Here is a 17363-nt window from a genome sequence, read left to right as displayed (position 1 = left end):
GTCCGTCCGCGCGGGCGCTCGCGGGCGTCCGCGCGGGTCAGCGGCCGCGGTGGTAGTGGCGGCTGACCCTGGCCCGGTTGCCGCACGACGGCTTGCACCACTCCTGCCGGGGGTGGGCCTTCACGAAGTACCGGATGCATCGGGGCGCGGGGCAGGCGCGCAGGTCCGCCCGCGCCGCGCCGGCCAGGAACTCGATCGCCGCCGTCGCCAGGCCGGCCAGCAGCCGGTCGCCCTCGTCCGCGGAGTCGACGTAGCGCAACGTCGGCTGCTCGCCCCACTCCAGCCGCGCCGCCCGGGGCACTCGCGCGGCGGCCCCGTTGACGATCTCCAGCGCGCGCTCGACGTCCATCAGGTGCGGTGTGTCCGTGCGTTCGTGGGCCCGGGTCGCGTGCGCGAACAGCGATCGCACGGCCCAGCGCAGCTCGACCGCGCGCCGGCGCAACGACTCGTCCGCCGGTACCCCGGCCCAGGCGGCGAGGCCCTCCGGCGTGGCCAGGTCGTCCGCGAGGCCGCCGTGCCCGTCGTGCCGGACCGTGCTCGCGAACTCCAACGCCAGTGCCACGCGGGCGAGTCTAGTGATAGGTTCCCTAACGCGTATGAGTCGATAGACCATTAGGGAGAGTTGTGACGATCCAGGCGAACGCGCTGGACGCCCACCGCAGGCTGGCCGCCGTGATCGCGGACCTCACCGACGAGCAGGTCGCGCAGCCGTCCGTGCTGCCCGGCTGGACCCGCGGCCACGTGCTGGCCCACCTGGCGAACGGTACCGCGGGGCTCGCGGGCCAGGCCGAGCACGAGGGCACGAAGGTCGAGGTCTACCCCGGTGGGCGGCCCGCGCGTGACGCCGCGATCGAGGCGGCCGCCGGGCGCACCGCCGCGGAGCACCGGGCCGCGATCGCCGACGCGGTCGACCGGCTCACCAAGGCGTGGGCGAACGTCCGCGACTGGGACACCCCCGTCTTCTACCGCGACGGCACGCTCACCGACACCGCCTACGCCGTGTGGCGCGAGGTCGAGATCCACACCCGTGACCTCGACCTCGGGCCCGTCACGTGGTCGCTCGAGTTCTGCGACCACGTCGTGGACTTCCTGTCCGTGCGCGTGCCCGACGACGTCCGCCTCACCCTGCGGTCGCCGCGGCGCCAGTGGACCATCGGGGAGGGCCGGGACGTCGAGCTGACCGGCTCGCACACCGACCTGACCGCGTGGCTCGCCGGCCGTGCGCCGCACGGTCCGGTCGACGGCCAGCAGCCCGAGCTCAAGCCCTGGCCGTAGTACGACGGTCACCGAACCGGTGCGCCTGCTGCCGCACGCCCCGGGGGCGGATAGGTTCGAGTGATGCTGCACGAGATCGCCGAAGCCACCAAGGGCTTCCTCGACCTGCTGGACGACGGGCAGCGCGCCGCGGTGGTGGGGAGCATGGCGGACGACCTGCGCACGCGGTGGGCGTACACGCCGGGCCCGCGGCCGGGCGTCGAGTACGGCGACCTCACCCGCGACCAGCGCAAAGCCGTGCACCGGTTGCTGTCGTGCGTGCTCAGCCCGCACGCCTACGCGCAGACGACCGCGATCATGGCGCTGGAGGACGTGCTGGACGACCGCGAGGGCGGCACCCGCGACCGCCACCAGGGCGACTACTGGACCGTGCTGCTCGGCGAGCCCGGTGACGAGCCGTGGGGCTGGCGGGTCGAGGGGCACCACCTCTCGGTGAGCGTGGTGGTGGCCGACGGGCGCGTGTCGGCCACCCCGTTCTTCCTCGGCGCGCACCCGGCCCGCACCACGTACCGCGGCCGCACGGTGTTGCAGCCGTTGCGGCTGGAGGAGGAGCTGGCGCGCGAGCTGCTGGACCGGATGGGGCGCACGGCCCGCGGGTTGGCCGTGGTCGCCGACACGCCACCGCCGGACCTGAAGACGGGCAACGCGCGCCGGGTCGGGGACCTGGAACCCGTCGGCGTGACGCCCGCCCAGCTCGACCGGGCGTCGCGCGGCCTGCTCGTCGGGTTGGTGCGCTACTACCTCGACCGGCTCACCAGCGACCTGGCCGACGAGGAGTTCGACGCGCTGGACCTCGACCGGCTGCACTTCTCGTGGGAGGGCTCGGACAAGCGCGGCGCGGGCCACTACTACCGGATCCAGGGCCCGGACCTGCTCATCGAGTACGACAACACCGACAACGACGCCAACCACGCGCACTCGGTGTGGCGGCGGCGTTCCGGCGACTTCGGCGAGGACCTGCTGGCGGCGCACCGCGCGTCGGTGCGGCACCCGTGACGCCCGAGGAGGCGGTCGCCGAGCAGGAACGGCTGCGGCCGCTCGTGTCGACCCGCACCGATCCCGGCTGGGTGGTGCGCCACGTCGCCGGGCTCGACGTGTCCTACGCCGACGACGACCGGGTGGCCGCGGCGGTCGTGGTGCTCGACGCCGAGTCGTTGCGGACGGTGGACTCCGCCGTGGTGCTGGGCCAGGCCGACTTCCCGTACGTGCCGGGGCTGTTCGCGTTCCGGGAGCTGCCGTCGCTGCTGGCGGCGATGGAGGAGCTGACCGTGACGCCGGACCTGCTGGTCTGCGACGGGCAGGGCTTGGCGCACCCGCGCCGGTTCGGGTTGGCCTGCCACCTCGGGGTGGTGACCGGCCTGCCGAGCGTCGGCGTGGCCAAGACCCCGATGGGCCGGTTCGACGTGCCGGACGACGTGCGCGGCGCGCACACCGACCTCGTGGACGACGGCGAGGTGGTGGGGCGGGCGCTGCGGACGCGGGAAGGCGTGAAGCCGGTGTTCGTGTCCGTGGGCCACCGCGTCGACCTCGACCGGGCGTGCGCCGAGGTGCTGCGGCTGTGCGTGACGCGGCTGCCGGAGACGACGCGGCGTGCCGACGCGTTGGGCCGGGCTCACCTCAGGTAGGCCAGCTCCGGGTGCCGTCGCGCGTAGGTGTCCAGCAGGCTGCGGGCGGTGGCGACCGAGTCGACCAGCGGGTGCAGGGCGAACGCCTTGAGCGCGGCCGAACGCGTACCTTCCATGATGAGCCGGTCCACGGCCTTGACGGACGTGACGAGACCGGCCGCGTGGTCGGGGAGCGGGCTCACCGGCAGGGGGCGCGCGCCGGTCGCGTCGACCTCGCACGGCACCTCGACGATCGCGCTGTCGTCCAGTGTGGACAGCGTGGAGCTGTTGGGCACGTTCAGGATCAGCGTCGCGGTCCGGTTGTCCGCGATGGCCCGCATGAGCGCCATGGCGACGTGCTCGTACCCGCCGCCTTCGAGGCTGTCGCGTTCGCGCTCCTGCGCCATGTAGGTCGCTTCACGCTCCAGCCGCGTGGTCTCCCAGTCCACCTCGCCGTCGTAGAAGCGTTGTTGTTGGGCCAACAGGAAAGCGCCCCGGCTGTCACCCGACGCTTCCCGCGTCGAGTAGTAGTAGTGCAGGTACTCGTTGGGGATCACGCCCAACGCGCGCAACCACTCCGCGCCGAACAGCCGCCCCTCCTCGAAGCTCGTCAACGCCTCGTCGTCGGCCAGCAGCGTCGGCAACAGGTTCTCCGCGCCCGCGTGGACGCCTTGCAGCCAGCCCAGGTGGTTCAGGCCCGCGTAGTCGAACGTCGGATCCTCCACGTCGAGCGCCTTGGCGACGCGGCGGCACAGGCCCAGCGGCGAGTCGCAGATCCCGATCACGCGCTCGCCCAGGTGCCGGGCCATGACCTCGGTGACCAACCCGGCCGGGTTGGTGAAGTTGACGACCCAGGCCCGGGGTGCGAGCTCGGCGACGCGCCGGGCGATCGCGTCGGCCACGGGCGCGGTGCGCAGGCCGTACGCGATGCCACCCGCGCCGACGGTCTCCTGGCCCAGCACGCCGTGCGCGTGGGCGACCTCCTCGTCGATCGCGCGCCCGGCCAGGCCGCCGACCCGGATCGCGGAGAACACGAAGTCCGCGCCGCGCAACGCCTCGTCCAGGTCCGTGGTGGCGGTGACCGGCGGGCCGTCCCGCAGGACGTGCCGGATCGCGTCGAGCCGGCGCGGGTCCACGTCGTGCAGCACCAGTTCGGTGATGTGCTCGTCCAACGCCTTGTGGACCAGCGGCACGCGGAAGCCCCCGCCGCCCAGGATGACCAGCCTCATGCGTCCCATCCTGCCTCGGCGAGCAAGGCCACGAAGGCCGACGTGAGCGGGTCGGGCGCTTTGTGCGCGTACGCGACGAGCGTTCGGCGCACCGGGGGATCGGTGCGCAGGACCGCGCCGTCGAACGTCTCCGGCACGATGTTGCGCGGCACGAGCGCGGGCCCCAGCCCGGACGCGGCGAGCACCGGGGCCGCCGCGGTCTGCTCGGTGCGCACGGCCGCGCCCGGCTGGAAGCCCCGGGCCGCGCACGCCGCGTCGACCAGGTCGGCCAGGCCGTTGCCCGGCGCGTAGTGCACCCAGCCGACGTCGGCGAGGACCCGCAGGTCGATCGGCTCGCGGTGGTGCGTGTCGGGCGGCAGGACGACGACGAACTCCTCCACGCCGAGCGTGCGCCGGAAGCCGACCCAATTCGCGGGTTCGGGGCCGAGGGCGATGTCGGCCTGCCCGTCGGCCATCGCGTCGCGCAGCTCGTCGGCGTGGCGGTGCTCGAACAGGCGGATGCGCACGTCCGGGTGCTCCGCGCGCCAACACCGCAGCACGGGCGGCAGCACGCCGAGGGTGAGCGAGTAGAGCGTGGCCACGCGCAGCTCACCGCACTCCACGCCCGCCGTGCGCCGTGCGGCGGTGAGCGCACGCTCGGCCTCGGCCAGGGCGGCGCGGGCGTGGGGCAGCCAGGCACGGCCGGCGGGCGTGAGGCGGACGGAGCGGGGGAGCCGGTCGAGCAGCCGTGCGCCCACGGCCCGTTCCAGGGCCTGGATCTGGTGGGACAGGGCGGGCTGCGTGACGTGCAGCAGCTCGGCGGCGCGCGTGAAGGAGCCCTCGTCCACGACCGTGACGAGGTACTCGAACTGCCTCAGGCTCATGAGGTCAGTTTATGGATACCAGAAAGAACATGCCTTGGACTTATCAAGGCGGGTGGTCGGATGATCGGCTCATGGCATTGAACGAACAGGCGCGCGCGGTGCTGGAGAAGCTGGCCGGCGCGCCCGCGTTGGAGGAGTCGACCGTCTTCGAGGCGCGGCGGGCGCAGTGGGGGTTCCTGGCGTTCCAGGGCGCGCCGGAGCCCGTGGCCCGCGTCGCGCACCTCTTCGTGCCGGGTCCGACGGCCGACCTGCCCGCGCGGATCTACTACCCCGAGGGCGACGGGCCGTTCCCCGCGATCGTGTTCCTGCACGGCAGCGGCTGGGTGACGTGCAACCTCGACCTCTACGACGTGGCGCTGCGCGCGCTGGCCAACGCCACCGGGCACGCGGTGTTCGCGGTGAACTACCAGAAGGCGCCGGAGCACCCGTTCCCCGTGCCGCTGGACGACTCGTACGCGGCCACGGCGTGGCTGTTCGAGCACGCCGCGTCGGTGGACGTGGACCCGGCGCGGATCGGCGTGATGGGTGACAGCGCGGGCGGCAACCTCGCCGCCGCCGTGGCGCTGAAGGCGCGCGGCACGCTGGACCTCGCGTTCCAGGTGCTGGTGGTCCCGGCGCTGGACGTCGACTTCACCACGCGGTCCTACGTGGACCACCAGGAGGGTTACGCGTTGTCCGCCGGGACGATGCGGTGGTTCTGGTCGCACTACCTCGGCTCGTCCGAAATCTCGGAGGTCTCCGAGCTGGCCGCGCCGCTGCGCGCCCCGGTCGACGGCCTGCCGCCCGCGTTCGTGGCCATCGCCGAGCACGACCCGGTGCGCGACGACGGCGAGCGGTACGCGGCGAAGCTGGCGGCGGCCGGTGTGCCGGTGCGGCTGCGCGAGTTCGAGGGCACGATCCACCCGTTCGTGTTGATGGACGGTGTGCTGGACGAGTACGGCGTGCTGCTGGGCGAGCTGCGGACCTGGTTGGGTGCCCGGTGATGCCGCCCGCGTTGCTCGCGCTGGCCGTGGGCGCGTTCGGCATCGGCACCACCGAGTTCGTCATCGTGGGCCTGCTGCCGCAGGTGGCGGGTGACCTCGGGGTCTCGATCCCGTCGGCCGGGCTGCTGGTCTCCGGCTACGCGCTCAGCGTCGTGGTCGGCGCGCCCCTGATCACGGCCGGTGGCTCGCGGCTGCCGCGCAAGCGGTTGCTGGTCGGCCTGATGGCGTTGTTCATCCTGGGCAACCTGCTGTGCGCGGTGGCCGACGACTACGCGTTGTTGATGGTGGGACGGGTCGTCGCCGCGCTGTGCCACGGCGCGTTCTTCGGCGTCGGGTCGGTGGTGGCGGCCGGGTTGGTCGCGCCGGACCGGCGGGCGCGGGCGATCGCGATGATGTTCACCGGGCTGACCGCGGCGAACGTGCTGGGCGTGCCCGCCGGCACGGCGCTGGGGCAGGAGCTCGGCTGGCGGTCGACGTTCTGGGCGGTGACCGCGCTGGGCGTGGCCGGGCTGGTGGGGATCGTGGCGCTGGTGCCGCCGCAGCCCGCCTCGACCGGGCTGCGCGGCGAGCTGGCGGTGTTCCGGCGGCCGGGCGTGTGGCTGGCCCTGGCGACGACGGCGCTCGGGTTCGGCGCGGTGTTCGCGTCGTTCACCTACGTCGCGCCGATGATGACGCGGGTGGCCGGGTTCTCGCCGGGCGCGGTGACGTGGCTGCTGGTGCTGTTCGGGGTCGGGCTCTGCGTGGGCAACGTGGTCGGCGGCCGTGCGGCGGACCGTCGCCTGATGCCCAGCCTGTACGCGTTCCTCGGCGCTCTCGTGGTGGTGTTGGCGGTGTTCGCGGTCACCGCGCACTGGGCCGTGCCCGCGGCGGTGACGATCGCGGTGTTCGGGGTGTTCGGGTTCGCGACCGTGGCGCCGTTGCAGGCCAGGGTGCTGGAACAGGCGTCGGGCGCGCCCGCGCTGGCGTCGGCGGCGAACATCGCCGCGTTCAACCTCGGCAACGCGGCGGGTGCGTGGCTGGGTGGAGTCGCCATCGACGCCGGGTTGGGCTACACCTCTCCCAACTGGGTGGGCGCGGCCATGGCGCTGGCCGCGCTCGGCGTGGCGGTGGCGGGCGGGGTCAGTGACCGAGCGCGTCGATCTCGGCCAGCAGTGACCGTTTGAGCTCGTCCGGGGCGAAACTGGCCCGCACCCCGGTGCGGGCCAGCTCGGCCAGCTCCGGCTCGCCCAGGCCGAACACCTCGTGGCACAGCAGGTACTCGCGGTCCAGGTCGGTGTGGAACATGCCGGGGTCGTCCGTGGCCAGGGTGACCGGCACGCCCGCGTCGAGCAGCCTGGGCAGCGGGTGGTCCTCGATGGCCCGCACCGCGCCCGTGCGCAGGTTCGAGGTCGGGCAGACCTCCAGGGTGATCCCCTCGGCGGCCAGCCGGCGCAGCAGCTCGGGGTCGGCCACCGCGTTGATGCCGTGCCCGATCCGCTCGGCGTGCAGCTCGTCGAGCGCCTCCCGGACCTGGTCCGGGCCGGTGGTCTCGCCCGCGTGCGGCACGCAGTGCAGGCCCGCGTCCCGGGCGACGGCGAACGCCTCGCGGAACGCCCGCCTCGGCGCGTCCGCCTCGAACCCGCCGAGGCCGAAGCCGACGGTGCCCGCCGGCCGGTGCGTGACGGCGTACTTCGCGCTGGTCAGGCCGAAGTCCCGGTCCCACAGGCCGGGGATGTCGAACACCCACGCCAGCTCGACGCCGTGCTCGGCCTTGGCCCGCGCGCGGCTCGTGGCGAGGGCTTCGTCCAGCTCCTCCGGCGCGATGCCGGCACGCAGGTGGCTGGTCGCGCTCACGGTCACCTCGGCGTAGCGGACGTTGCGCCGCGCCTGCTCCTCGGCCAGTCCCAGCACCAGCGCCGCGACGTCGTCGCCCGTGGTGACCAGGTCGTTCACCGCCGCGTAGACGTCGATGAAGTGGCCGAAGTCGGTGAACTCGTAGAACCGGAGCAGGTCGGCCTCGTCGGTCGGCACCCCGTGCTGCGGGTGACGGCGGGCGAGGGTGAGGACGGTGGCGGGGGAGGCTGACCCGACGAGGTGGACGTGCAGTTCCACTTTGGGCAGCGCGGCGATGAGATCACGCATGGCCCGGGCGAGTCTGCACAGGTCTCCGCCGCTGGTCAAGGGGCCGATGGTCGGGTCTTCGGTTTATGTCCACTGTGGACTTTGGGAACCCTTGACAGGCGTTGTGGGGCGGGGGATGGTCAGCCCGAAACCTGTCCTACACATGATGGGGGTTCGGTGGTGAAGGGTGCACGGAGAGCCGCGGTGCTCGCCGCTCTGGTCACGTTGGGGCTGACGCCCGCCGTGGCCGAGGCAGCGGCGGAGGGCCCGGTGTTCGTCGGTGGCGAGGCGCAACCCGTCTTCGACCCGAAGGACGTGGTGCGCGAGAGCGTGTGGGTGCGCGCGCCGGTCGACAGCGACCGCGACGGGCACGACGACGAGGTCTACACCGAGGTGGTGCGCCAGCAGGCCACCGACCGCGGGCTCAAGGTCCCGGTCGTGTTCTTCAACAGCCCGTACTTCTCCGGCGGCAACGACGTGGCCAACCACGACGTGGACGTGGAGCTGTACGTGCCCAACCACCGCGGCGGGTACGACAAGCGCGACGGCTCGCTGCTCAAGGCGCAGGCGGACGAGCGGATCGCCGCCGCCGTCGGGCCCAACCCCGCGCCGATCCGGTCCGGGCGCTACGAGGACTACTTCATCTCGCGCGGCTTCGCGATGGTCTACGCCGAGTCGTTGGGCACCGGCAAGTCGTCGGGCTGCCCCACCTCCGGCGGGCGCAACGAGACCATCGGCTCCAAGTCCGTGGTCGACTGGCTCAACGGCCGCACCACCGCGCGTGACGCGGCGGGCGCACCGGTCGTGGCGGGCTGGACCACCGGCAAGGTCGCCATGATGGGCGTGTCCTACAACGGCACCCTGCCCAACGCGGTCGCCGCCACCGGGGTCGAGGGCCTGGAGGCCATCGTGCCCATCGCGGCCATCTCCAGCTGGTACGACTACTACCGGGCCGACGGCGCGGTGGTCGCGCCCGGCACGTTCCAGGGCGAGGACCTCGACGTGCTGGCCGAGTACGTCTACACGCGCGAGGACCGGGAGATCTGCAAGCCGGTGATCGCCGAGGTGGCGGCCCGGCAGGACCGGGTGACCGGCGACTACAGCGAGTTCTGGGACGAGCGGAACTACGTCAAGGACGCGTCGAAGGTGCGGGCCGCGGTGCTGGCCGTGCACGGGCTGAGCGACTGGAACGTCAAGGTCAAGCACGTCGCGCAGTGGTACGAGGCGCTGCGGCGGCACGGCGTCGAGCACAAGATCTGGCTGCACCAGTCCGGGCACACCGACCCGGACACGCTGCGGTCGGCCGAGTGGCGGCGCACGATCAACCGCTGGTTCAGCCACTACCTCTACGGCGTCGACAACGGCGTCGAGCGCGAGCCCAAGGCGACGATCCAGCGCGAGGACAGGACCACGTGGGTGGACGAGGCCGACTGGCCCGCCCCCGGCACGTCGACCGCTCGCGTGCACCCGTGGGCGGGCGGCACGGCCAAGGGCGCGTTGCGGTTCGAGCCCGTGCCCGGCCACGCGGTGGTGGAGTCGTTGCGCGACGACTCGTCCAAGCGCGCCGAGGACCTGGTCGACCTGCCCAGCTCCGGCAACCGGCTCGCGTACGCGACGCGGCCGACCACCGAGCCGGTGCGGTTCTCCGGCACGGCCCGGGTGGACCTCGCGATCTCGTTCGACCGGCCCGCGGCCAACGTGACCGCGTTGCTGGTGGACCGCGCGCCCGACGGCACGTCGCACGTGATCACGCGGGGGTGGACCGACCCGCAGAACCGGGTGTCGCCGTCGCGGACCAAGCCGATCGAGCCGGGCAAGCAGTACCGGGTCGAGGTGGAGCTGGAGCCGAACGACTACGTGGTCCCGTCTGGTCACCGCGTGGAGTTCGTGCTGATCTCTTCTGACTACGACTACACGCTGCGGCCCAAGCCGGGCGCGGGGCTGTCGGTCGACCTGACCCGGACGGTGGTGGAACTCCCCGTGGTGGGCGGGCTCGCCGCGTTGCGCCGATCGGTTGGTTAGAAAGTAATTCACGAAGCGTCTACTTCGGGAGTCTTCCACTGACGGGTGCGGTTGTGGTCGGATCTGCGCCACAGTCGTCAAGGAGGTGGCAGATGAGCCGAACCCGGCGCGCTTTCGTCACGGCACTGGTCGCGCCGCTGGTCGGCCTCGCCCTCACCCAGGGCGAGGCCGTCGCGGCGCCCGCGTTCCAGTTGCCGTTCCCGTGCGGCCAGGTGTGGGAAGGGCAGACCCGGACCAGTCACAGCCCGGCCAACGCGGTGGACCTCAACCGCGCCGACGACCTCGGCGACGCCGTGGTGGCCTCCGCGGGCGGCACGGTGACGCGGGTGGAGAACACCGGCAGCACCAGCTACGGGCGGTGGATCGAGATCGGGCACGGCGGCGGGTGGCGCACCCGGTACGCGCACCTGTCCGTGCAGCGGGTGAGCGTCGGCCAGGCCGTGACGCGGGGGCAGCGCATCGGCGACGTCGGCTCGACCGGCGGGTCGACCGGTCCGCACCTGCACTTCGAGCAGCGGCTCGACGGCGTGGCGCAGAAGATCGTGTTCAACGGCTCGCAGATCCTCTACTGGGGCTCGCGCAGCTACACCAGCCGCAACTGCTGAGCGGGCCGGCGTTCACTGCTCCGTTCGGTTGGTTAGCAAGTAATTCACTAAGTCAATACCTGGTAAGTCTTCCACTGAAGCGGCCGGGCGTGGTCGGATGATCACCCCCAGTCGTCAAGGAGGTGGCAGATGAGCCGACGGGTGTTCGTCACGGCCTTGGTGGCGCCGCTGATCGGCCTCGTCCTCACGCAGGGCGAGGCCGCGGCGGCGCCGAACTTCCAGCTGCCGTTCCCGTGCAACCAGGTGTGGGAGGGCCAGACCCGCACCAACCACAGCCCCGCGAACTCGGTCGACTTCAACCGGGCCAACGACGACGGCGACCCGGTGGTCGCGTCGGCGGCGGGCAGCGTCACCCGGGTCGCGAACGAGGGCAGCACGAGCTACGGGCGGTGGGTCGAGATCGACCACGGCGGTGGCTGGCGCACCCGGTACGCGCACCTGTCCACCCAGGCCGTGTCCGTGGGGCAGGCCGTGCGGATCGGCCAGCGGATCGGCACCGTGGGGTCCACCGGCGGGTCGACCGGACCGCACCTGCACTACGAGCAGAGGCTCAACGGGGTCGACCAGAAGATCGCGTTCAACGGGACGCAGATCTACTACTGGGGCACGCGCAGCTACACCAGCCGCAACTCGTGCGGCACCACCGGCGTTACCGGCACCGTCGGCACCGACAGCGGTGCGTCGGTGACCATCCGGTCGGGGCCCGGGACGCAGTACGCGGCCGTGGGCTCGGTGGCCAACGGCGCGACCGTGACGATCAGCTGCCAGACGCAGGGCCAGACGATCACCGGCAAGTACGGCACCACCAACCTGTGGGACAAGATCGGGTCGGGTTACATCTCCGACGCGTACGTGTACACAGGCTCGGACGGTCAAGTGGCACCGGACTGCTGAGTTTCCCCAGGTCGCCGGGCCGTCCCCAGTTCGCTGGGGGCGGCCTTTTCCGAGTTGTCCACAGATCGGCGATCGCCGCCGGCGTCCCGGCCCGCCCTGCGCCAGGGTCGGACCCATGACGAAGCTGCTGCCCCCGACCCGTCTGCGCGACCCGGGCGACCTGATCGCCGCCGTGCCGCACCTGCTGGGCTTCCACCCGTCCGACTCGGTGGTGCTGCTGGTGGTGCGCGACCACGACGTGACGATGACGTTGCGCATCGACCTGCCGCCGCCGGGTGTGCCGCACGGCGTGGCCGACCGGTTGGTCGAGCCGCTGGCCGGGTGCCGGGGTGCCGACGCGGTGGTCGTGGTGGTCGGCGGAGGTTCGAGCGACCCGCCCGAGCACCTGCCGCACGACGCGTTGGTGGACGAGCTGGACGACGCCCTGCACGCGGCCGACGTGCCGCTCCTGCTGGCGGTGTGGACGCGTGCGACGGCCAAGGGCGAGCACTGGTTCGACTACCACGACGTGGGCACCTCGGGCACCGTGCCCGACCCGTCGAGCACCGCGTTCGCCGCCGCCTCGGCCGCCGACGGCTACGTCACCTACCCGAGTCGGGAGGCGCTGGGCGACCTGCTGAGGCCGGACCCACCGGAAGCCCTGTCCCGCCGGGCCGCCCTGCTCAACCGCCTGGCCACCACCCAACCCCTGCCCGACGACGACACCGTGCCCACCCGCCACCTCGACCTGATCCAAGCCGAGGTGCTGCGCGCCGCCACCCGCAAACGCCCGCTGACCGACGAGGAGGTCGCCGACCTCGCCCACGCCCTGGCCAACCCCCTGACCAGGGACGCGAGCCTGGCCTACTGCATCGGCGACCACGCCCCGAGCGCGGAGACCCTGTGGGTGGAGCTGACCAGGGCGTGCCCCTCACCGGAACGCGCGGAACCGGCCACCCTGCTGGCGTTCTCGGCCTACATCCGAGGCAACGGCGCACTGACCTACATGGCCCTGGACCGAGCCGAACAATCCCACCCGGGCCACCGCCTGACGAGGCTGCTGCGCGCCGCCCTGAACGCGGGCCTCCCCCCAACCGAAATCCGCCAACTGGCCGAACGAGCCGCCACCACCGACTGGACCACCCCACCCCCCGACCCAACCACCCCCTGATCCCCTCACCCCCGCACCTCTCCCCACCCCACCGCCACCTCTCCCCACCTCACCGCCACCTCTGCCCACCTCATCACCACCTCTGCCCCCTCACCGACCGCCCCACACCCACCAACCTGCGGGCGTGATCGCTCGGCCAAACCCCGCCGCCCGCCTGCCAACCAACCTCCCACCGACCTGGGTCAACCGCCCGCCCGCCAACCAACCTCCCACCGACCGCCGCCGACCGCCGCCTGCCGACCAACCGCCTGCCGACCTGGGCCAACCCACCGCTCAAACCCATGGCCACTGACCCGCACACACCACTCGGCGCGCCGTGATCGCCCGCCCGAACCTCACCGCCCACCGACCGGCGTGCATCACCACACCGCGCCCCCGCTTGCCTCTTCCCGATCCGCGCCTGCCAATCCGCACCGACCGCCAACCAGCCCAACCCTTCGCGCTCACCGACCCGCCCCCGCCGCCCTGGCTGACCGACCCCCGCCGACCGAGCCCTCCGACCCCCAGCCAATCCGACGTCCGGCGCTCCGCACCCACCAGCGCATCCCGCTAACCCCCTATCCGCCCGCACCCGCTGGCCCGCACCTGCTGGCCGCCCTCCCACCGACCGCCCTCCCACCGACCGCCCTCCCACCGACCGCCCTCCCACCGACCAACCGCCAGCTGGACCAACCCGCCAGCGCTTGCTGGCCGACACCCGCAGTCACCGACCAACCGCCCACCGATCGGTGTTCATCAACCCACCGCGCTTCCGCTTGCATATTCCCGATCCGCGCCTGCCGATCCGCACCGACCCACACCAGCCGACCGAGCCCACCGACCTCCAGCCAGGTCGACTCCCGGCGCTCCGCGCCCGCCCGCGCATCCCGCCAACCCGTATCCGCCCGCGCCCGTCAACCCTCGCCCGCTGACCGACCTCCCGACCAATCGCCAGCCGGACCAACCCGCCCACGTTTGCTGGCCCACGCCCACCTAACCCGCGCCCACCGATCGCCATCTCGGACCGCACCCGCTCGCATCAACGGGGGCGCGCCCGTTCGCGCTTTACCGCCGACCGAGGCCACCGACCTCTGGCCCCGACCCCACCGCCCGCACCCGCGAGCCACAAACCGCCGATTCACATCCGCTGCCGACCCGCCAACGCGTATCCGCCCGTATTCCCGGCCTGCACCGACCGGCGCCCGGCCGCTGGCCCGCGCCCACCGGCCCCAACCGGCCCGTGCCGACGCCGAAGACCGCCAACTTCCCCCGATCAGGGACGACCCGCGTGCCGGGGCAGTCCGCCTACGGAGGTGTCGTGACACCGCCCTCTCCGCATCCGACCCACCCGACCGCAACCGCCCTGCCTCTGGGCAGTCGGTTATCCGCCCGGAGGCAGACATCCGCGCAACGCAGGGTCGGGCAGCCCGCCGGACCACCAAGCAGCCCTCGCCTCACCGATCAGCCGTGGCGACAGCGCAGCGCTAGATCAGGTCCGGGCGTCGCCAGGGGTCGCCGAGAACGTGTTCGGCGAGGAAGGCGAAGACCGTCTCGTACCAGACCTTCGCGTTGCCGGGCGTCAGGATCCAGTGGTTCTCGGTGGGGAAGTACAGGAACTTCGCGGGCACCCCGTGCCGGACGAGGTCGAAGTAGAGGCGTTGGCCCTCGCCGATCGGGACTCGGTAGTCCTTGTCGCCGTGGATCACCAGCATCGGCGTCTTGATGTCCGCCACCCGCAGGTGCGGCGAGTTCGCCCGCACGGTGTCCTGCTGCCGCAGCGGGTCGCCCATCTCCCGGATCCAGTAGTACGAGTCGTCGGTGGTCCCGGTGAACGCGTCCAGGTGCCACAGCGACGCGTGCGTCACGATCGCCTTGAACCGGTCGGTCTGCGTGGCGATCCAGTTCGCCATGTACCCGCCGAACGACCCGCCCATGGCGGCCGTCCGCGAGTCGTCGATGTCGTCCCGCCGCACGGCCACATCGGTGATCGCCATCAGGTCCGTGTACGGCTTGGCGCCCCACGACGCCCAGCCGGCGCGCACGAAGTCGTGCCCGTACCCGGTGGACAGCGCCGGGTCCGGCAGCAGCACGGCGTACCCGCGCGCCGCCATCAGCCACGGGTTCCAGCGCCAGCTCCACCCGCTCCAGCTCATCACCGGACCGCCGTGCACCCACAGCAGCAACGGCGCGGGCCGGGAGGCCGACGCGCCGCGAGGCAGCACCAGCCACGCCCGCACGGTCCGGCCGTCCTCGACCACCGTCTCGACCTCGGTCAACGTCCCCGGCACGGACTCGACCGCACCCGGCGCGGGCAGCGGCACGGCCTGCTGGTCCACACCGGACGCCGACAGCCGCACCGGCTGCGGCGGGTGGTCCCAGGCGCTGCGCAGCGCGTACACCGACTCGCCGTCGGGGCTGACCCGCACGTCGGTGTAAGCACCGGACGCGGTCAGCTTCACCACCGAGCCGGACGCCAGGTCGAGCTTCCAGATCGGCTGGTGACCCCGGTGGCTGCTGGTGAAGTACACCGCGTCACCGGCCGGGCTCACCACCGGGTGGTCGGGCTCCTCGGCGAAGTCCGCCGCCAGCTCCTCGACCGACCCGGACTCGAGGTCGATGCGCACCAACGTGTTCGTCCACGGCCGGTCCGGTGTGGAGTCCAGCGCCCGCACCGCGATCACCCCGGACGAGTCCGGCAGGAACACCGGTTGCAGGAACGAGTGCCCCTCGGCGTCGGCCAGCACGCGGTCGGCGGTGCCGTCGGTCGACGTCAGCCGCAGCCGCACCCGCTTGCCGTAGGACGCGCTCACCGCGACGCCCTCGGTGTGCACGACCCACCGGCCGTCCGGGCTGATCGCGGGCGAGTCGTCCAGGCGCGAGGCGGCGTTGGGCGTCAGGTCCACCAGGTCCGAGGACTGGTCGATGCGCGCGCGGTCCACGTCGACCGGGGACGTGGTGGCCAGCAGCCGGGGGAAGCTCGGCCCGAGGTCGGCGTCCCAGTACCGCACCGGGTACGACTCGTGCAGGATCGCGGTCACGCCGGCGTCCTCGCGGGCCTTGCGGTGCTCCTCGTCCTGCTCGCCGAACTCCACGGTCGGGTGCGCGCCCGCCGCGAGCAGCACCGTGCCCGCGTCCCGCGCCACCGCGAACTCCGACACGCCACCGGCGGGCCGGTACAGCTCACGCGCCTCGCCCACGGGCGGCAGCAGCCACAGCGCGGTCTTGTCCTTGGCGTCGCGGTCGCCCGGCTTGGCCTCGGGGTCGGGCCGCGACGAGAGGAACAGCACCGAGCCGTCCGGCGTGAACGCGGGAGCCGACTCGCCCTTCGCACCCCGCGTCAACCGCCGCGCGGGACGCTCGCCGGTCGGGTCGACCTCCCACAGCGAGCCCTGCCACGCCTTGCGGTCCGGCGAGAGCGTCGCCACCACGGTGACCAGTCGCGTGCCGTCGGGCGACAGCGCCAGCCCGGAGATCCGCGGCATCTCGGTGAACGAGGTCAGGTCCCCGAACCCCGCCTCGGTGATCTTGCCTGCCATCACGCCCCCTGTTGTGACCGGGTGAAGTCCCACGCGTCGCGCACGATGCCGGCCAGGTCGACCCGCTCGGGCTTCCAGCCCAGCTCGGCGCGGGCCTTCTCGCTGGAGGCCACGAGCACCGCCGGGTCGCCCGCCCGGCGCGGCGCCACGTCGGCGGGGATCGGGTGGCCGGTCACCTCGCGGCAGGCGTCGATGACCTGCTTGACCGAGAAGCCCAAGCCGTTGCCCAGGTTGTAGATGCGATGCTCGCCGGCCGTCGCGTGCTCCAGCGCCCGCAGGTGCGCGTCGGCCAGGTCCACGACGTGGATGTAGTCGCGGATGCACGTGCCGTCGTCGGTGGGCCAGTCGTCGCCGTACACCTGCACCCGGTCCCGGCGGCCGGACGCGACCTGGAGCACGATCGGGATCAGGTGCGTCTCCACGCCGTGCCGCTCGCCGAACCGCCCGTACGCGCCGGCCACGTTGAAGTAGCGCAGCGACACGGCGGCCAGGCCGTGCGCGGCGGCGTAGGAGGTGATCGCGTGGTCGATGGCGAGCTTGGTCGCGCCGTAGGTGTTGGTGGGCCGCGTCGGCGCGGTCTCCGCGATCGGCACCTGCTCGGGTTCGCCGTAGGTGGCGGCGGTGGAGGAGAACACCAGCCGCGGCGTGCCGTGCTCGCGCATCGCGTCGAGCAGCCGCAGCGACGTCACCACGTTGCCCTGCCAGTACTTCGCCGGATCCTGCATGGACTCGCCGACCAGCGACTTGGCCGCGAAGTGCAGCACGCCGTCGAAGCCCTCCGCGAGCACGCCGCCGATCGCGTCGTCGATGCCCGCCTCGACCAGCCGCACGCCGTCGGGCACCGCGTCCGCGTGCCCGGTGGACAGGTCGTCCAGCACGACCACCTCGTGCCCCGACTCCACCAGCCTGGCCGCGCAGACGCTGCCCACGTACCCGGCACCGCCCGTGACGAGCAACTTCACCCTGCATCCCTGCTTTCGACTAGATCGTCAGTGATCCTGGCCGGCGCCCGCGGAGGGCACCGCCGTGAACGTCCGGGGCGTGGCCCACCCGCGTTCGGCGAACGCACCCAGCACCCGCCGCACCACCTCGTCATGCCGCTCCACCGGCACCAACGCGATCG

The 17363-nt window shown here is 72.8% G+C and carries 15 protein-coding genes; 9 read left to right on the top strand and 6 right to left on the bottom strand.

Features of this window, described 5'->3' with window-relative positions; genetic code table 11:
* Positions 1-37 precede the first annotated feature (37 nt).
* Positions 38-562, bottom strand: coding sequence for an ABATE domain-containing protein (locus LZG04_RS22865; RefSeq protein ID WP_233819956.1), 525 nt, complete (start codon positions 560-562; stop codon positions 38-40).
* Positions 563-624: 62 nt separating this feature from the next.
* On the opposite strand from LZG04_RS22865, the gene LZG04_RS22860 reads away from it, so the two are divergent.
* The 3 genes from LZG04_RS22860 to LZG04_RS22850 all read left to right on the top strand — a co-directional run bounded on the left by LZG04_RS22860 (position 625) and on the right by LZG04_RS22850 (position 2900).
* Entirely contained in the window at positions 625-1275 is a 651-nt protein-coding gene (locus LZG04_RS22860) for a maleylpyruvate isomerase family mycothiol-dependent enzyme (RefSeq protein WP_233819954.1), read from the top strand.
* Between the two features lie 63 nt (positions 1276-1338).
* Positions 1339-2271 (top strand): DUF3500 domain-containing protein, encoded by a 933-nt coding sequence (locus LZG04_RS22855; RefSeq protein WP_233819953.1) that lies wholly within the window; start codon positions 1339-1341, stop codon positions 2269-2271.
* Positions 2268-2900 carry an endonuclease V gene (locus tag LZG04_RS22850; protein WP_233819951.1) on the top strand — a complete coding sequence of 211 codons (633 nt, stop codon included), beginning with the start codon at positions 2268-2270 and terminating at the stop codon, positions 2898-2900. The genes LZG04_RS22855 and LZG04_RS22850 overlap by 4 nt, the downstream gene beginning before the upstream one ends.
* Here LZG04_RS22850 and LZG04_RS22845 read toward each other — a convergent pair.
* Together LZG04_RS22845 and LZG04_RS22840 are read right to left on the bottom strand one after the other, a co-directional pair.
* Entirely contained in the window at positions 2888-4108 is a 1221-nt protein-coding gene (locus tag LZG04_RS22845) for a 6-phospho-beta-glucosidase (protein ID WP_233819949.1), read from the bottom strand. The two genes, LZG04_RS22850 and LZG04_RS22845, sit on opposite strands and share 13 nt — an antisense overlap.
* Positions 4105-4971 carry a LysR family transcriptional regulator gene (locus tag LZG04_RS22840; RefSeq protein ID WP_233819947.1) on the bottom strand — a complete coding sequence of 289 codons (867 nt, stop codon included), beginning with the start codon at positions 4969-4971 and terminating at the stop codon, positions 4105-4107. Before LZG04_RS22840 ends, LZG04_RS22845 begins: the two co-directional genes overlap by 4 nt.
* Positions 4972-5042: 71 nt before the next feature.
* Here LZG04_RS22840 and LZG04_RS22835 point away from each other — a divergent pair, with 71 nt between their 5' ends.
* Both LZG04_RS22835 and LZG04_RS22830 read left to right on the top strand, forming a co-directional pair.
* Complete coding sequence (locus LZG04_RS22835; RefSeq protein ID WP_233819944.1) at positions 5043-5954, top strand: alpha/beta hydrolase; 912 nt, start codon at positions 5043-5045, stop codon at positions 5952-5954.
* Entirely contained in the window at positions 5954-7117 is a 1164-nt protein-coding gene (locus LZG04_RS22830; protein ID WP_233819942.1) for an MFS transporter, read from the top strand. Before LZG04_RS22835 ends, LZG04_RS22830 begins: the two co-directional genes overlap by 1 nt.
* Here the strand turns inward: LZG04_RS22830 and add are convergent.
* On the bottom strand, positions 7074-8075 hold the full coding sequence (gene add / locus LZG04_RS22825; RefSeq protein WP_233820406.1) for an adenosine deaminase: 1002 nt from the start codon (positions 8073-8075) through the stop codon (positions 7074-7076). The two genes, LZG04_RS22830 and add, sit on opposite strands and share 44 nt — an antisense overlap.
* A gap of 159 nt (positions 8076-8234) precedes the next feature.
* On the opposite strand from add, the gene LZG04_RS22820 reads away from it, so the two are divergent.
* The 4 genes from LZG04_RS22820 to LZG04_RS22805 all read left to right on the top strand — a co-directional run bounded on the left by LZG04_RS22820 (position 8235) and on the right by LZG04_RS22805 (position 12725).
* Positions 8235-10076 (top strand): Xaa-Pro dipeptidyl-peptidase, encoded by a 1842-nt coding sequence (locus LZG04_RS22820; protein WP_233819941.1) that lies wholly within the window; start codon positions 8235-8237, stop codon positions 10074-10076.
* Positions 10077-10168: 92 nt separating this feature from the next.
* The gene (locus LZG04_RS22815) at positions 10169-10681 is read left to right on the top strand and encodes a M23 family metallopeptidase (RefSeq protein ID WP_233819940.1); all 513 of its coding nucleotides are present in this window, start codon (positions 10169-10171) and stop codon (positions 10679-10681) included.
* Positions 10682-10810: 129 nt separating this feature from the next.
* Complete coding sequence (locus tag LZG04_RS22810; RefSeq protein WP_233819938.1) at positions 10811-11575, top strand: M23 family metallopeptidase; 765 nt, start codon at positions 10811-10813, stop codon at positions 11573-11575.
* A gap of 115 nt (positions 11576-11690) precedes the next feature.
* Entirely contained in the window at positions 11691-12725 is a 1035-nt protein-coding gene (locus tag LZG04_RS22805) for a DUF4192 domain-containing protein (RefSeq protein ID WP_233819936.1), read from the top strand.
* Between the two features lie 1463 nt (positions 12726-14188).
* Here LZG04_RS22805 and LZG04_RS22795 read toward each other — a convergent pair.
* Positions 14189-16240 (bottom strand): S9 family peptidase, encoded by a 2052-nt coding sequence (locus LZG04_RS22795; protein ID WP_233819935.1) that lies wholly within the window; start codon positions 16238-16240, stop codon positions 14189-14191.
* Complete coding sequence (gene galE, locus LZG04_RS22790) at positions 16240-17202, bottom strand: UDP-glucose 4-epimerase GalE (protein WP_233819934.1); 963 nt, start codon at positions 17200-17202, stop codon at positions 16240-16242. The genes LZG04_RS22795 and galE overlap by 1 nt, the downstream gene beginning before the upstream one ends.
* Between the last annotated feature and the right edge of the window lie 161 nt (positions 17203-17363).

The sequence above is a fragment of the Saccharothrix sp. S26 genome (assembly GCF_021390395.1).
Lineage (GTDB): Bacteria > Actinomycetota > Actinomycetes > Mycobacteriales > Pseudonocardiaceae > Actinosynnema.
The sequence above is the reverse complement of the archived record's forward strand: the minus strand, read 5'-3'. Positions and strand labels throughout refer to the sequence as shown.